The organism is Peterkaempfera podocarpi (genome assembly GCF_042466665.1).
Taxonomy (GTDB): Bacteria; Actinomycetota; Actinomycetes; order Streptomycetales; family Streptomycetaceae; genus Peterkaempfera; species Peterkaempfera podocarpi.
Genome location: NZ_CP162102.1, coordinates 2795001 through 2809807 on the forward strand (window position 1 = coordinate 2795001; position 14807 = coordinate 2809807).

Here is a 14807-nt window from a genome sequence, read left to right on the forward strand (position 1 = left end):
GGTGATGAGAGGAAGTCCGCCCCGGGACAGCGTCCCCGCCGAGCGACCGTGGAACTCTACGACCATCCCACCGCACAAAGCAAATCCGCCCCGGGGACAGGCGCGAACCTGTCCCCGGGGCGGGGAGTACTGCGGTGCCGACGGGGTCAGCGCACCTCGGTGATCTCCGGGCCGCGCTCGAACGGGCTGAGTCCGGAGCTCCCGAAGCGGGAGTCGCCCTCGGCCGGGGCGGCACCGGTGTCGGCGACCATCTGGGCGTCCTCGGGCAGCTTGAGCACGATCGGATCGCGGGGCGCCATGGGCGTCTCGCCGCGGACCACGACGGTCTCCCGGAAGACCTGCTCCAGCACGCCGGCCGTCTCGGGCTGCACGGCGGCCTGGCCGGAGATCACACCGCGGAGGAACCACCGCGGTCCGTCGCAGCCGACGAACCGCACCAGCTGGACCCCCTGGGTGCCGTCCGGGAGCTGCACGGGGACCTGGGCGCGGAGGTGCCAGCCCAGCGGGCCCTCCTCCTCGTCCACCAGGCCGCCCTGCTGGGTGATGCCGCCCGCGATCTCGTCGCGGACCTCACCCCAGATGCCCTCGGACTTGGGTGCGGCGAACGCCTGCAGCTGGATGGCGCTGCTGCCGAGCACGAGGGTCGCGGCGACGATGGAGTCTCCCGCCACCTCCACCCGGAGCTCCATGCCCTCGACGCCCGGGATCAGCAGGCCACCGAGGTCGACACGCCCCTCCTCGGGGCTCTCCAGCTCGGAGATGTCCCAGGGGCCCTCCGGACGCGGGGCGGGAGGCAGCCCGACCCGGTCCGCCAGGTCAGCCTCCGCTGCGCTCTCTGCGTCGGAAGCATCATCGACGTCGTCAACATACTCATCGGCGCCGGTGGCGTCCTCTGCGAGCTGCTCGACAGCGTCCTCGCTCTTGTGGCGACGACGGAACACGGTCACTGTCCTTCCCGGTCGGGTGCCGAAGTGAATACCTGCCCGGCCGCGGGCATGCTAACCGCGGCGTGGCCGCCCGTCGACCCGAAGCCCCCTTCGGCACGGGCCGATCCTGGCAGCTCGGCCACCTCGTGGAACCGTGCCCTCTCGACCTGCTGGAAAACCAGCTGGGCGATACGGTCCCCACGACGGAAGCCGACCCTCTCGCGGGGGTCGAGATTCACGACGATCACCTTGATCTCACCACGGTACCCGGCATCCACCGTTCCCGGGGAGTTGACGAGGGCGACTCCGCAACGTGCCGCGAGACCGGACCGCGGATGCACGAAAGCCGCATAGCCGTCGGGAAGGGCGATAGCGACTCCGGTGGGCAGCACAATGCGCTCACCGGGCTCGAGTTCCGCGTCCACCGCGGTCAGCAGATCGACGCCGGCGTCGCCGGGATGGGCGTACGAGGGCAGCGGCAGCTCCGGGTCGAGGCGGCGGATCAGGACGTCGACGGGCCGGCGGGCCTGGCCAGGGCTCACGGATTCACCTCGAAGGCTCGGACGCGCTTGAAGAGGTCGGGGTTCTCCAGGGCCGCCTTGATCTCCTGCGGGCGGCCATGGGTGGTGAAGTGCTCCAGTTGCACCTGGATGAAGAGCGCCTGGGCGCGGATGGCGACCGGGCCCTCGGGACCGCCAAGACGTCCCTCGGCGGCACAGTAGATCTTGCGGCCGTCGACGCCGGTGACCTCGGCGTGGATGTGGAGCACAGTGTCCACCGGGACCGGGCGGACGAAGTCCGTCTCCAGCCGACCGGTGACCGAGGCGGTGTGCAGGATCCAGTTGAGCGAGCCCATGGCCTCGTCCATGGCGCTCATCAGCACGCCGCCGTGGGCGAGCCCGGGGCCTCCCTGGTGCACGGGCTTGACCGTGAACTCTGCGGTGACCTCGACGCCCTCGCCGGCCCTGGCCTCCAGTTGCAGGCCGTTCACCTGCTGCGGGCCGCAGCCGAAGCAGTGGTCGTAGTGGGACCCCAGGGAGGTGCCCGGGGCCGGGGCCTCCGGGTGGCGTACGGGGGGCTGGGCGTCGGGCGGCGGGGTGGTCGCAGGCCGTACGTCGGCCTGGCTCTCGCCCCGGGGGCCTTCGGCCCGTGGTGCAGTTCCGGTCACAGGCGTTGACCCTACCGTCGGTGCCCCGGCGCGACTCACCCGCACACGACCGCAGGCGCCGCGTCGGGCGCGGGGCACCGTGGCGGGGGCGGACGCCGGGTTGCGGGGGCGGACGCCGGGTTGCGGGGGGAGGCGCCCACAATGGAGCTATGTACGACGAACGCCTTACCGCGCCCCGGTCCTGGTGGCTGCTGCCCGTCGGGGCCGGTGTCTGCCTCGGCCTCATCCTGCTGCGCTTCGGGCCGGTCCCGGCCGCGATCGGACTGGTCGCGGGGGTGCTGCTCTGCGCTGCGGCGCTGAGCAGCTACGGGTCGGCGCGTATCCGGGTGGTGCAGGGCTCGCTGGTCGCCGGTGAGGCGAGGGTGCCGGTGGAGGCACTGGGCGAGGCCTGGCCGCTGGACCGCGCGGAGACGGTCGCCTGGCGGACCGCCAAGGCCGACCCGCGGGCGTTCATGCTGCTGCGCAGCTATGTGCCGACGGCGCTGCGGGTGGAGGTCAGCGATCCGCAGGATCCGACGCCCTACCTGTATCTGTCCACCCGGGCCCCGGAGAAGCTCGCTGCGGCGCTGGAAGCGGCCCGGGCGGGGCAGCGCCCCGCCTGAGTCAGCGCGGCCGCGAGGGGGCGTCCGGGCCGGCTCCTGAGGGCTGTGCACGGACCCAGTAGCCGGGGTCGGCGGGCACCCGCTTGCGCAGATCGCCTCGGACCTGGTCGGCGAGCCGTCGGGTGTCCCGGCTGTTGATGGTGGCGCCGATGCCCGCGCCGATCAGCAGCGGGGTCAGGGTGGGGACCTTGCGCAGGGTGCTGCGGGTGAGCCGGCGGCGCAGTTGCTGCTTGAGCTCGCCACTGAGGCGCAGGGCCGCCATGCCCACCGGTCTGGTGAGGTCGATGCCCCGGCGGTTGGCCCAGGCGTTGACATAGGCGCCGGCCCGGTCGGGGCACCGCCCTGGGCCCGCATCCCGTAGACCTCGTGCAGCTCGGCGATCAGTTTGACCTCGATGCCGGCGACCGCCAGGGTCTCCGCTGCGATCTCCACCGCCATGGTCGGCGGGGTGGGGAGCATGGCGACCGCTCCGACGCCCGCTCCGATGCCGGCCGAGACCCTCACAGCGCCGGCCGTCAGGCGGTCGGCGAGCTGCTCGGGGTCGGCCGCTCCCGGGTGCTGGGCGCGCAGGGTCGCCAGATCGCGCACCGGGATACGGGGCGCGGCATCGAGCAGCCGGTCCGCCAGGGTGCGCACGCCGAGCGCGGCGCCCTGCGCGGCGGTGCGCCCGCCGCGCCCCAGTGCCCGGGCAAGCGCGCCCACGAGCGAGGCCAGACGCTGCCGGCCTCGCTCGCGACGGTGGGACGGCTCCGCTTCGGCGGTACCGTCCCATTGCTCCATCTCCGCGGCGATCGACGCAATCTCGTCCGCCGCTTCTTCGGCCGCCCGATCAGCGGCCTCACCTGCCTCCGGTCCGCGTTTCCGGAACCGGTCGGCGCTGCTGAGTCTCCGGATGCGTGCCATGACTCTCCGGTTACCCGCCGATCAGGCGGCGCAGTCCCGGCAGATGGGGTTGCCGTTCTTCTCCGAGGCCAGCTGGCTCCGGTGGTGGACCAGGAAGCAGCTCATGCAGGTGAACTCGTCCGCCTGGCGCGGCAGGACCCGGACGGACAGCTCCTCGTTGGAGAGGTCTGCGCCGGGCAGTTCCAACCCTTCTGCCTGCTCGAACTCGTCGACGTCGACAGAGCTCGACGACTTCTCGTTCCTGCGGGCCTTCAGTTCCTCGATGGAGTCCTCGTTGAGGTCATCATCGGTCTTGCGTGGGGTGTCGTAGTCGGTTGCCATCTCGCACTCCCCCTCCGGGTGTCTGCGGTATCTCCAGCGCACGTAACGCATGGGGGGCCGGTCTTGTGCCCGACCCGAGGCGGAGATTTTGCCTTACTTCAAGGCCTGTTACTCAATCGACACCCAAACGCACCCCCGAAGAGGTGATCGCATCCGGTGTCGGTGGAGGGTCGCGGGGGGCTGCGGGGGTGCCGCCGCGCAGGTCCCATTGCACACTTACCGTGATGATGGCCTGGGGAAACGTCCCACCGGAAACCGCCGCGAAAGCCCCTAATCCTGGGCCCCGCCGATCTCGCCCGCCCCGCCGGTGAGAGTGGCAGGGGGCGATTCCCGGTCACGGTGGGTGATAACGTCCGACTCAGCACCGCTAGCCCGTCGCTGTTGTACAGTCACTCCCCGTCAGGGAATGTGACCTTACTCACCATACCGCGCTGTCCGGACAAAGGGCGAGAAATCACGCCGGTTGACGGGCAGCCCGGCGTGCCAGCAGAGCGGCGCGGCGCTCGTCGAAGCGGGTCGCCTGGGTGTCGAGGCCGTCGAGGAAGGCTCCCAGCTCCTCCTGGGCGCGCAGTCCCTCGGGGCCGAGGCCGCCGCGCTCCATCACCTTCAGGTAGCGCACCACGGGCTGCAGGACGTCGTCGTGGTGGATGCGGAGGTTGTAGACACCGCCGATGGCGATCTGGGCCGCCGCGCGCTCGAAGCCCGGCATGCCGTGGCCCGGCATCCGGAAGCCGGTCACCACGTCGGCGACGGCGCGCATGGCCTCGTCGGGGGCCAGCTCCAGGGCGGCGAGCAGCAGGTTCCGGTAGAAGACCATGTGCAGGTTCTCGTCGGTGGCGATCCGGGACAGCATCCGCTCGCACACCGGGTCGCCGGAGAAGGTCCCGGTGTTGCGGTGGGAGATCCGGGTGGCGAGCTCCTGGAAGGCCACGTACGCCACCGAGTGCAGCATGCTGTGCCGGTTGTCGGACTCGAAGCCGGCCGACATGTGGTCCATCCGGGCCCGCTCCAGGGCCACCGGGTCGACCGCGCGGGCGGTCAGCAGGTAGTCGCGGATCGCGATGCCGTGGCGCCCCTCCTCGGCCGTCCAGCGGTGCACCCAGGTGCCCCAGGCGCCGTCCCGGCCGAACATGGTGGCGATCTCGTGGTGGTAGCTGGGGAGGTTGTCCTCGGTCAGCAGGTTCACCACCAGGGAGACCCGGCCGACATCGGTCAGTCCCGAGTGCTCCGGGGCCCAGGCCTCCCCGCCCATCACCCCGTCGAAGTCGCGGCCCCGGCTCCACGGCACGTACTCGTGCGGCATCCACTCCTTGGCGACCTTGAGGTGGCGGTTGAGCTCCTGCTCGACGACCTCCTCGAGAGCGTGCAGCAGCCGTGCGTCGGTCCAGGCGGCGGATCCGCTCAGGTGTGCGGGGGCAATGGTCACGGGGGCGGGCTCCTGGGAAGGCGGGGCGCACCTACGGGGCCGTAGGTTACGCCACCGTAAGTTGTAGCCCCGGGAAATGACAAGCGGCTGCGTCACAGCCGCTGGAGGCCGCTGAAGGGCATGAGGACGCCCCCGGAGGCGCGGAGGCACCTCCGGGGGCGTACGGCGGTTCCAGCGCCGCTCCCGGGCCCCTCAGGCCCCGGGAATGCGCACCCGCATCAGCAGCCCGCCTCCGGGGCGGGGAACGGCCTCGATGGCGCCGCCGTGGGCCCGCACCACCGAGCGGACGATGGACAGGCCCAGCCCGACGCCCTTGTCGCTGCGGGTCCGCTCGGCGCTCTTGACCCGCCGGAACGGCTCGAAGATGTGCTCCATCTCGTATCCGGGGATGACCGGACCGGTGTTGGAGACCACCAGTTCACCGGCCCCGCCCGGGACCGCCGTGGTGGAGACCTCCACCCAGCCGTCGGCCGTGTTGTAGCGCACCGCGTTCTGGATCAGGTTCAGCGCGATGCGCTCCAGCAGCACACCGTTGCCCGAGACCGTCGCCGTACCGAGCGAGGCCCGCAGCTCCACACCCCTGTTCGCGGCCTCGGTCCGGGTCTGCTCCAGGGCCTGGGACGCCACCTCGGAGAGCTCCACCGGGCGCCGGTCGACCAGCTCGTTGTCACTGCGGGCCAGCAGCAGCAGTCCCTCCACCAGCTGCTCGCTGCGCTCATTGGTGGCCAGCAGGGTCTTGCCGAGCTGCTGCAGATCGGGGGATGCCCCGGGATCGGAGAGCTGCACCTCCAGCAGGGTGCGGTTGATCGCCAGCGGAGTGCGCAGCTCGTGCGAGGCGTTGGCGACGAACTTGCGCTGCGAGTCGAAGGACCGGTCGAGCCGGTCCAGCATCTCGTCGAAGGTGTCGGCCAGCTCCTTGAGCTCGTCGTCCGGGCCGTCCAGCTCGATCCGGCGGTGCAGATCGGATCCGGCCACCTCGCGGGCGGTACGGGTGATCTTGCCGAGCGGGCGGAGCACCCGGCCGGCCACCGCGTAGCCGAGGGCGAAGGCGGCCACCGCCAGTCCGACCAGGACGGTGATGGACTTGCGCAGCAGCGTCTCCAGAGCGGCGTGCTGTGCCTGGGACTGCCAGGCGGCGATCTGCTCCTGGAACTGGTGCGGGGTCCACGACTGACCGGTCTGCGAGTTCACCACCACGGTGTTCTCCGGGATGGTGGTCATCGGCAGCTGGGCACCGGTCTGCAGCGCCTGACGGGCCAGCATGTAGATCACCAGCACCAGCAGCACGCCGGCCATCAGGAACATCCCGCCGTAGAGCAGGGTCAGCCTGATCCGGATGGTCGGGCGGAACGGCAGCCAGCGCAGACCGGCCCCGGGGTAGTAGGCCTCGGGGGTCCTGGGCGGCTCGGCCGGGCGCGGGGGGTGGTCGGGATGCGGCGGCGGCGCCGGCGTCGGGCCGGGCTCGCGGCGGGGCACGGCGGTGGACCCGCCGGTCGGGGCGGACGGTGGGGTGGCCATGGTCGTCCTCAGTCAGATCCGGTAGCCGGAGCCGGGAACCGTGACGATCACGGCCGGCTCGCCGAGCTTGCGGCGCAGCGTCATCACGGTGACCCGGACGACATTGGTGAACGGGTCCGTGTTCTCGTCCCAGGCCTTCTCCAGCAGCTGCTCGGCGGAGACCACCGCGCCGTTGGAGCGCAGCAGCACCTCCAGCACCGCGAACTCCTTGGGGGCCAGCTGCACCGCTCGGCCGTCCCGGGTGACCTCCCGGCGGCCGGGGTCCAGCGAGATGCCGGACCGCTCCAGGACGGGCGGCAGCGCGGCCGTGGTGCGGCGGCCGAGGGCCCGCACCCGGGCGACCAGTTCGCTGAAGGCGAACGGTTTGGGAAGGTAGTCGTCCGCGCCGAGCTCCAGCCCCTCCACCCGGTCGCTGATGTCGCCCGCAGCCGTAAGCATGATCACCCGGGTCGGCAGACCGGAGTCGACCACGGCCCGGCACACGTCGTCGCCGTGCACCAGCGGCAGGTCGCGGTCCAGGACGACGACGTCGTAGTCGTTGACGCCGACCCGTTCCAGGGCGGCCTCGCCGTCGTACACCACGTCCACCGCCATCGCCTCGCGGCGCAGTCCGGTGGCAACGGCTTCGGCGAGCAGCTGCTCGTCCTCGACGACGAGTACCCGCACGGCGGCCTTCCTTCCCTTCCGGGCCGGGGGTGGTGGCGGCCACCGCCCCCGGCTGCGTTGTCTGGACCGCCGGGTCCGTCCCTGCGTGCCTGCACACACGGGCAGGCCGGCGTCCGGGCTGCGGGACCGGGGGTCCCTGGGACCGGACGGACGGCACCGACGGTGCCACCATCCTGCCTCTTCGAGGTGTAAAGCAGTGGTAAGCGGGCATCTCCGAGAGCGCAGCGACCTCAGCGAATGCGGTCGGCCCGGCCGGTACGGCAGGGGCTTTCGGTATTTCTCCCGGAACTTGAGGTTTCCCTGAGCTCCGGGGCGGGGAGGACGTCTGCAACCCGCGATCACGTCGTTCCGACGGCGTATCGCACCCGCCCGCCGTGCGGCACTCCGCACCGGGTGAGGGACATAACGTTCGCGGTCACGGTCTGCCTTCGAGGCCGGGTCCGCACCGGGAGCCGCCACCTGGTGGAGCACTCCCCGGTCCCCACGCCGTATCCCGAAGCCCGGGGTCGCCCGACATCCCATAGGGGGTCTGCCGATGGACGCCTTCACCGCCGGCATCCTGCAGCGCATACGGAAGACCGAGCAGGACCTTAACCGAGCCCTGGAGTCCGGGGACGACTTCCTGGCCGAGGTCGAGCAGTCCGAGCTCGACGATCTGCGCCGGCTGGCGGCCGAGCACGGCGTCAGCGTGGCAGCGGGCGAGGCGCTGCCCAGGACAGCCTGAACCACCGCCTACCTGGAGAGCCCCGGACGCACAGCTGCGTCCGGGGCTCTTCGTATTCAGGACTCTACGCGCATTGCGACCGCCGGGGCGCAGCACACGCCCCGCAGCCCCCCGCCACTCGGCGGTCCACCGGCCGCGGGGCTCATGGCCTGCGCGGGGTACTGACCCACGCGGCCCGCGGCTGCGTCAGTCGTGCCAGGCGCCCAGGTCGTCGAGCAGCCTCTGAAGGGGTTCGAAGACCCCCGGCACGGCGGTGACGGCGAGTTCACCCGAGGGCTCGGCCCCCGGCCGGCCGCCCGAGACCGCGCCCGCCTCGCGTGCGATCAGCACTCCGGCGGCCATGTCCCACGGATGGAGGCCACGCTCGTAGAAGGCGTCCAGCCGCCCGCAGGCGACGTCGCAGAGGTCGACCGCGGCGGCGCCGCCGCGGCGGATGTCGCGCACCTGCGGAATCAGGGCCCGGACCACCTCCGCCTGGTGGTCCCGGACATGCTGCACATAGTTGAAACCGGTGCATACCAGGGCCTGGCCCCAGGGAGGCGACGGACGGCAGGAGATGCGCTGCCCATTGCGGTACGCGCCCTCTCCCACCACGGCGTGGAAGGTCTCCCCGCGCTCCGGCACCGCCACCACTCCCACCACCGCCCGGCCGTCCACCTCCGCCGCGATACTGACCGCCCAGGACGGCAGGCCGTAGAGGTAGTTCACGGTGCCGTCCAGCGGGTCGACCACCCAGCGCACACCGCTGGTGCCCGGCCGGCTGGAGCCTTCCTCGCCGAGCATGCCGTCGTGCGGGCGGCGGGCCGAGACCAGCTCCATGATCAGCTTCTCGGAGGCGGTGTCCATCTCGGTGACCACGTCGACGGGGCTGCTCTTGGTGGCGGCCACACCGAGGTCCTCCGGACGGCCGTCACGCAGCAGCGCACCGGCCTGCCGGGCCGCTTCCAGGGCGATGTCGAGCAGCTCGCGATGGAGCGGGGTCATGGGTCGGTCCTCCATGGGGCGGGGGTTCGGGCAGGATCGGGTGCGCCCGGAGAGGGGCGGGCACGGGCGCAGCCACGGCGGGCGGCGGGGTGGAGCCGTTCAGGACTCGGCGGCGGCCGGACGCGGGCCCCGGGGGTTGGGGCAGCAGTCGACGGGACAGACGTCCCGGGCCGCGCCCAGCGCTCCGAAGGCGCACCGCCCGGGGTGGGCGCCCCGCTCGGTCGCCGCACGCTCCAGCACCAGTTCGCGCACCGCCGCGACGAACCGTACGTCGGAGCCCACGGTGGCGGCCCGGGCCACCGGCAGGCCGAGCTCCTCGGCCTTGGCACGGGCCTCGGTGTCGAGGTCGTACTTGACCTCCATGTGGTCGGAGACAAAGCCGATCGGCACCATGACCGCGGCGGGTGCGCCGTCCCGGTGCAGGGCCTCCAGGTGGTCGCAGACGTCCGGCTCCAGCCAGGGGATGTGCGGGGCGCCGCTGCGGCTCTGGTAGACGAGCTCCCAGTGGCGGCCGATGATCCCGGTCGCCTCCGCGACCGCCCCGGCCACCAGACGGGCGACGTCCAGGTGCTGGGCGACATAGGCGCCGCCGGGCGTGCCGCGGGCGGGGTCGTCCGGCGCGCCTGAGGCCTCGGCCATCGCGGTGGGGATGGAGTGGGTGGTGAAGACGAGGTGGGCGGTGTCGCGCACCTCCTCCGGCAGCTCGGCGAGGGCTTCCAGGGTGTTCTCCACCATGGGGCCGACGAACCCGGGGTGGTTGAAGTAGGGCCTCAGCTTGTCGATCCGCAGCGGCGCGCGCCCTCCTCACGCAGCTGCGCCAGGGCGTCGGCGAGGTTCTCCCGGTACTGGCGGCAGCCGGAGTAGCCGGCGTAGGCGCTGGTGGTGAGGGTGAGGATGTGCCGGTGGCCGGCCTCTGTCAGCTCCCTGAGGGTGTCCACCAGATAGGGGGCCCAGTTGCGATTGCCCCAGTGGACGGGCAGGTCCAGTCCCTGGCTCTCGAAGTCCTTGCGCAGCGCGGCGAGCAGCTCGCGGTTCTGCTCGTTGATCGGGCTGACACCGCCGAACAGGAAGTAGTGCTGCCCCACCTCGGTCAGCCGCTCCCTGGGGATGCCGCGGCCACGGGTGACGTTCTCCAGGAACGGCACCACGTCGTCCGGGCCCTCGGGCCCGCCGAAGGAGAGCAGCAGCAGGGCGTCGTAGGGCGCGACGTCGTTGATGGCGCCGCCGGGTGTGCGCGAGTCGGACATGACTCCGATCCTGCCACTGCGGGGCTCCGCTGCCACGGCAGGGCTCGGGGCAAATCGTTTGCCTCGCTACGTAAGCTGTGTTGACCAGCCACATTCCTTACACGCGGAGCACCCGTGCCGTCCCTGCTGTCGACCTACCGCCAGATCTTCGCCGCACCCGGCACCCTGGCGTTCTCCACCACCGGCCTGGTCTCCCGGCTGCCCATCTCGATGACCGGCATCGGCATCGTCACCATGCTCGCCCAGCTGCGGGGAAGCTACAGCCTGGCCGGCGCGGTCTCGGCGACCCTGGCGCTGGCCGCGGCGGCGCTCGGCCCCCAGGTGTCGCGGCTGGTGGACCGGTACGGCCAGCGGCGGGTGTCGCTGCCGGCGGTCGCGCTGAGCATGGCGGCGATGGTCGCGATGCTGCTGTGCGCCAGGCTGGGAGCGCCGGACTGGACGCTCTTCCCGAGCGCCGCGGGCATGGCCGTGATGCCCAGCGTGGGGTCGATGGTGCGGGCCCGCTGGGCGCATCTGTACCGCAGCGATCCGTCGAAGCTGCACACCGCGTACTCCTTCGAGGCGGTGATGGACGAGGTCTGCTTCATCATCGGGCCGATCCTCTCCATCGGGCTGGCCACCTCGCTCTTCCCCGAGGCGGGCGTACTGCTGTCGGGGCTGTTCCTCACGGTGGGGACGCTGCTGTTCACCGCGCAGCGGCGCACCGAGCCGCCGGTCCACCCCCGGGAGCAGCACCAGGGAGGTTCCGCGATCCGCAGCAGGGGGCTGCAGGTGGTGGTGCTGACCTTTGTCGCCACCGGCGGGATCTTCGGCTCGGTCGAGGTGGTGACCGTGGCCTTCGCCCAGGAGCACGGCCACACGGCGCTCTCCAGCGTGGTGCTGGCGGTCTACGCCTTCGGTTCGGGTGTGGCCGGGGTCGTCTTCGGGGCACTGCGGCCCACCGGCCCGATGTCCCGGCGCTTCCTGGTGGGCGTGTCGGTGATGGCGGTGAGTATGCTCCCGCTCCTACTGGTAGGAAACCTCGTGGCCCTGGCGGTGGCGCTGTTCGTCGCCGGGCTGTCGATCTCCCCGACCATGGTCACCACCATGGGCATGGTGGAGCGGCTCGTACCCGCCGCCAAGCTCAACGAGGGGCTGACCTGGACGATCACCGGGCTGGCCGTCGGAGTCGCGGCCGGCTCCTCGATCGGCGGGTGGACGGTGGACCGAGCGGGGGCGTCGACCGGGTACTGGGTGCCCGTGACGGCCGCCCTGATCGCCGCGGTCACGGCGTTCCTCGGGTCGCGCCGGCTGCAGTCGGCGCAGGAGCAGGAGGCAGAGCGTGTCGGAGTCGACGAGCCGCAGCCGCAACCGCAGCACCACCCTTGAGCGGGGGCGCTGGACGAACTGGGCGGGGAACCAGAGCGCCCGTCCGTCCAGGGTGGTGGCGCCGGCCTCCACCGCCGAGCTGTCGGAGGCGGTGCGGCAGGCCGCGGCCGAGGGGCTGACGGTCAAGGCGGTCGGCTCGGGGCACTCCTTCACCTCCATAGCCTCCGCCGAGTCCGGTGTGCTGGTGCAGCCGGACCTGCTGACCGCGGTACGCGGGATCGACCGCGAGGCGGGCACCGTCACGGTGGAGTCGGGCCTGCCGCTGGAGCAGCTCAACCGGCTTCTGGAGGCCGCCGGGCTCTCGCTCACCAACATGGGCGACATCATGGTGCAGACCGTCGCCGGGGCGACCAGCACCGGCACCCACGGCACCGGCCGCGACTCGGGCTCGCTGGCGGCGCAGATCCGCGAGCTGGAGATCGTGCTGGCGGACGGTACGGTCACCACCTGCTCCCCCACCGAGAACGCCGAGCTCTTCCAGGGCGCCCGGCTGGGGCTGGGGGCCCTGGGTGTGGTGAGTGCGATCACCTTCGGGGTGGAGCCGCTGTTCCTGCTCACCGCCCATGAGAAGCCGATGCGCTTCGACGAGGTGCTGGCGGACTTCGACGACCTGGCGGCGGTCAACGAGCACTTCGAGTTCTACTGGTTCCCGCACACCGACCGGTGCAGCACCAAGCGGAACAACCGCAGCCAGGGGCCCGCCACCCCGCTTCCGCGGTTCCGGGAGTGGCTGGACGACGAGTTCCTCTCCAACACGGTGTGGGAGGGCGTCTGCCGGGTGGGCCGGCGTGTCCCCGCGGTGATTCCGACGATCGCCCAGGTCTCCAGCCGGGCCTGGTCGGAGCGGAGCTACACGGACACCGCTTACCGGGTTTTCACCAGCCCGCGACGGGTGCGCTTCATCGAGATGGAGTACGCGGTTCCGCGGGCCGCGGCCACCGAGGTGCTGCGGGAACTGCGGGCACTGGTGGAGCGCTCGGACTGGCGGATCAGTTTTCCGGTGGAGGTGCGTATCGCCCCCGCCGACGATCTGTGGCTCTCCACCGCCGGCGGCCGCGACACCTGTTACATCGCGGTCCACCTGTACCGGGGGACCACCGACCCGGGCTACTTCTCGGCGGTGGAGCGGATCATGACGGCGCATCAGGGGCGTCCGCACTGGGGGAAGCTGCACACCCGTGACGCGGAGTACCTGGCCTCGGTGTATCCGCGGTTCGGCGACTTCGTGGCCCTGCGCAACCGAGTGGACCCCGAACGCCGGTTCGGTAACGGCTATCTGCGACGGGTACTTGGCGACTGACCGATTCCATGTGCAGTCTGTCCGCAATGAAGGACAGTGATGGCGAATACTGCGCTCCATTTGGCCGAAAGATGTGAAGATGATCACCGTCCACCGGTCGGCGGTCGGCCATCGGAGTGGCGGCCCTTGAGATTCCACGGAATCGCGGGAGACTTGAGCGGCGAGCCGAGCCTCCGCGGCGCCACGAATGGAGTACTGTTCGTGGAGCCTGGCCGCAGGCTGCCCGACCACCCGTCAACCGACGGCAGGGCGGACCGCGGAGGAGATAAAGGGCGGCACTCGTCCCGGGGCCGCCGGCTCCCGGTGCACGAGCGGGAGTGACCGGTGCGGCGCCGACCGGCGGTGCCGCAAAGAGGTAACCGTGCCACAGGGGCGTGCCGAGGCCAAGGTCCGACACGCCGGAGAAGTCTGCAATGTTGTGGCCAGCCGCCCGTCGGCAGGCCACACTCGTTACGGGAGCAGCGACGCAGGTGACGTCGGCAGGCACCACCCGGGAGGTAACCGTGCCCGAACTGCGTGTCGTGGCTGTCAGCAATGACGGCACACGGCTGGTGCTCAAGGCTGCCGACAGCACGGAGTACACCCTCCCCATCGACGAGCGGCTGCGTGCCGCGATCCGGGGCGACCGACCGCGGCTGGGCCAGATCGAGATCGAGGTGGAGAGCCACCTCCGCCCCCGCGACATCCAGGCGCGTATACGTGCCGGAGCCTCCGCGGAGGAGGTCGCCCAGCTGGCCGGGATCTCGGTGGACCGCGTCCGCCGCTTCGAGGGTCCGGTGCTGGCCGAGCGGGCGTTCATGGCGGAGCGGGCACGCAAGACGCCCATCCGCCGGCACGGCGAGTCCACCGGCCCGCAGCTCGGTGACGCCGTGATGGAGCGTCTGATCCTGCGCGGCGCGGACAAGGACAGTGAGCGCTGGGACTCCTGGCGGCGCGACGACGGCACCTGGGATGTGGTGCTCCAGTACCGCGCCGACGGCGAGGTGCGCAGCGCCGGCTGGACCTATGACCCGCCACGCCGGCTGGTACAGCCCAACGACGACGAGGCCCGGGCGCTGATCGGGGAGTCCCCGGAGCGCGGCGGCGAGGACCCGGTCTTCCCGTTCGTGCCGCGGATCGCCAGGCTGCCCCAGGAGCGCACCGCCCGGCCCGCGCTGGAGCGGCCCTCCGCCGACCGGATCATGGAGCGTCCGGTGGCCGAGGCTCGCGACTCGCTCACCAGCCTGCTGGACGTGGTGCCCAACTTCCGGGGCGACCTGGTGGTCGGTCCGGCGGAGGAGACGACCGAGCAGGAGGAGGCGGAGGAGCCCGCCGCCGCTCCCGCCGCCAGTGCGGGTGCCGGCTCGGCCTACGCGGACATCCTGATGCCGCGGGCGGTCTCCCCGCACCGCGACCGGCTGGTCGGGACCACCGACCGGCAGGCGGAGGCGGACGGCGTACGCCCCGGGCGGCGGGCCACCGTGCCCAGCTGGGACGAGATCGTCTTCGGCAGCAGGCGCAAGAAGCAGGACTGAGCGGACGGCTGCGGCGCGGAACTCCACGGGGCTCCGCGCCGCAGCTGTGTCCGGGGCCGGCAGGCGCCCCGGGGCAGCTTCCGAGAACTCCCCGGGTTCCTCGGCAGCCGCCCAGCGGTGGGCCTCCCCCGGAACCGGGC

The 14807-nt window shown here is 71.9% G+C and carries 14 protein-coding genes and 1 pseudogene; 5 read left to right on the top strand and 10 right to left on the bottom strand.

Annotated features, from left to right (window positions below; translation table 11 throughout):
- Positions 1 to 146: 146 nt before the first annotated feature.
- The 3 genes from AB0761_RS12210 to AB0761_RS12220 are packed head-to-tail and all read right to left on the bottom strand — an operon-like array spanning position 147 to position 2094.
- Entirely contained in the window at positions 147 to 941 is a 795-nt protein-coding gene (locus AB0761_RS12210; protein ID WP_377269003.1) for a DUF3710 domain-containing protein, read from the bottom strand.
- Positions 942 to 943: 2 nt separating this feature from the next.
- Positions 944 to 1468, bottom strand: coding sequence for a dUTP diphosphatase (dut, locus tag AB0761_RS12215; protein WP_377269004.1), 525 nt, complete (start codon positions 1466 to 1468; stop codon positions 944 to 946).
- Positions 1465 to 2094: a PaaI family thioesterase gene (locus tag AB0761_RS12220; RefSeq protein ID WP_377269005.1), complete on the bottom strand. Its 630-nt coding sequence runs from the start codon at positions 2092 to 2094 to the stop codon at positions 1465 to 1467. The genes dut and AB0761_RS12220 overlap by 4 nt, the downstream gene beginning before the upstream one ends.
- A gap of 149 nt (positions 2095 to 2243) precedes the next feature.
- Between AB0761_RS12220 and AB0761_RS12225 the strand changes: the two genes are divergently transcribed.
- Entirely contained in the window at positions 2244 to 2696 is a 453-nt protein-coding gene (locus AB0761_RS12225; protein WP_377269006.1) for a DUF3093 domain-containing protein, read from the top strand.
- 1 nt (position 2697) lies between these two features.
- Here the strand turns inward: AB0761_RS12225 and AB0761_RS12230 are convergent, their stop codons facing one another.
- From AB0761_RS12230 to AB0761_RS12250, 5 genes are all read right to left on the bottom strand, one after another.
- Positions 2698 to 2958, bottom strand: a complete 261-nt coding sequence (locus AB0761_RS12230) for a hypothetical protein (RefSeq protein ID WP_377269007.1) — start codon at positions 2956 to 2958, stop codon at positions 2698 to 2700.
- Positions 2959 to 3620: 662 nt separating this feature from the next.
- On the bottom strand, positions 3621 to 3920 hold the full coding sequence (locus tag AB0761_RS12235) for a DUF4193 domain-containing protein (RefSeq protein WP_055585898.1): 300 nt from the start codon (positions 3918 to 3920) through the stop codon (positions 3621 to 3623).
- A gap of 454 nt (positions 3921 to 4374) precedes the next feature.
- Positions 4375 to 5346, bottom strand: a complete 972-nt coding sequence (locus AB0761_RS12240; RefSeq protein WP_377269008.1) for an acyl-ACP desaturase — start codon at positions 5344 to 5346, stop codon at positions 4375 to 4377.
- A 192-nt stretch (positions 5347 to 5538) separates the two neighbouring features.
- Entirely contained in the window at positions 5539 to 6864 is a 1326-nt protein-coding gene (locus AB0761_RS12245) for a sensor histidine kinase (RefSeq protein ID WP_377269009.1), read from the bottom strand.
- Between the two features lie 12 nt (positions 6865 to 6876).
- Positions 6877 to 7530, bottom strand: coding sequence for a response regulator transcription factor (locus tag AB0761_RS12250; RefSeq protein ID WP_377269010.1), 654 nt, complete (start codon positions 7528 to 7530; stop codon positions 6877 to 6879).
- A 535-nt stretch (positions 7531 to 8065) separates the two neighbouring features.
- On the opposite strand from AB0761_RS12250, the gene AB0761_RS12255 reads away from it, so the two are divergent.
- On the top strand, positions 8066 to 8254 hold the full coding sequence (locus AB0761_RS12255) for a hypothetical protein (RefSeq protein WP_055585901.1): 189 nt from the start codon (positions 8066 to 8068) through the stop codon (positions 8252 to 8254).
- A 186-nt stretch (positions 8255 to 8440) separates the two neighbouring features.
- Here the strand turns inward: AB0761_RS12255 and AB0761_RS12260 are convergent, their stop codons facing one another.
- Positions 8441 to 9238, bottom strand: a complete 798-nt coding sequence (locus AB0761_RS12260; protein ID WP_377269011.1) for an inositol monophosphatase family protein — start codon at positions 9236 to 9238, stop codon at positions 8441 to 8443.
- Between the two features lie 99 nt (positions 9239 to 9337).
- A pseudogene (locus tag AB0761_RS12265) lies at positions 9338 to 10485 on the bottom strand (ferrochelatase).
- Between the two features lie 123 nt (positions 10486 to 10608).
- Between AB0761_RS12265 and AB0761_RS12270 the strand changes: the two are divergent.
- The 3 genes from AB0761_RS12270 (at position 10609) to sepH (ending at position 14667) form a co-directional block, all read left to right on the top strand.
- Positions 10609 to 11853, top strand: a complete 1245-nt coding sequence (locus tag AB0761_RS12270) for an MFS transporter (RefSeq protein ID WP_377274040.1) — start codon at positions 10609 to 10611, stop codon at positions 11851 to 11853.
- The gene (locus tag AB0761_RS12275) at positions 11807 to 13153 is read left to right on the top strand and encodes a D-arabinono-1,4-lactone oxidase (protein WP_377269012.1); all 1347 of its coding nucleotides are present in this window, start codon (positions 11807 to 11809) and stop codon (positions 13151 to 13153) included. The genes AB0761_RS12270 and AB0761_RS12275 overlap by 47 nt, the downstream gene beginning before the upstream one ends.
- 470 nt (positions 13154 to 13623) lie before the next feature.
- Complete coding sequence (gene sepH, locus AB0761_RS12280; RefSeq protein ID WP_377269013.1) at positions 13624 to 14667, top strand: septation protein SepH; 1044 nt, start codon at positions 13624 to 13626, stop codon at positions 14665 to 14667.
- Positions 14668 to 14807: the final 140 nt, after the last annotated feature.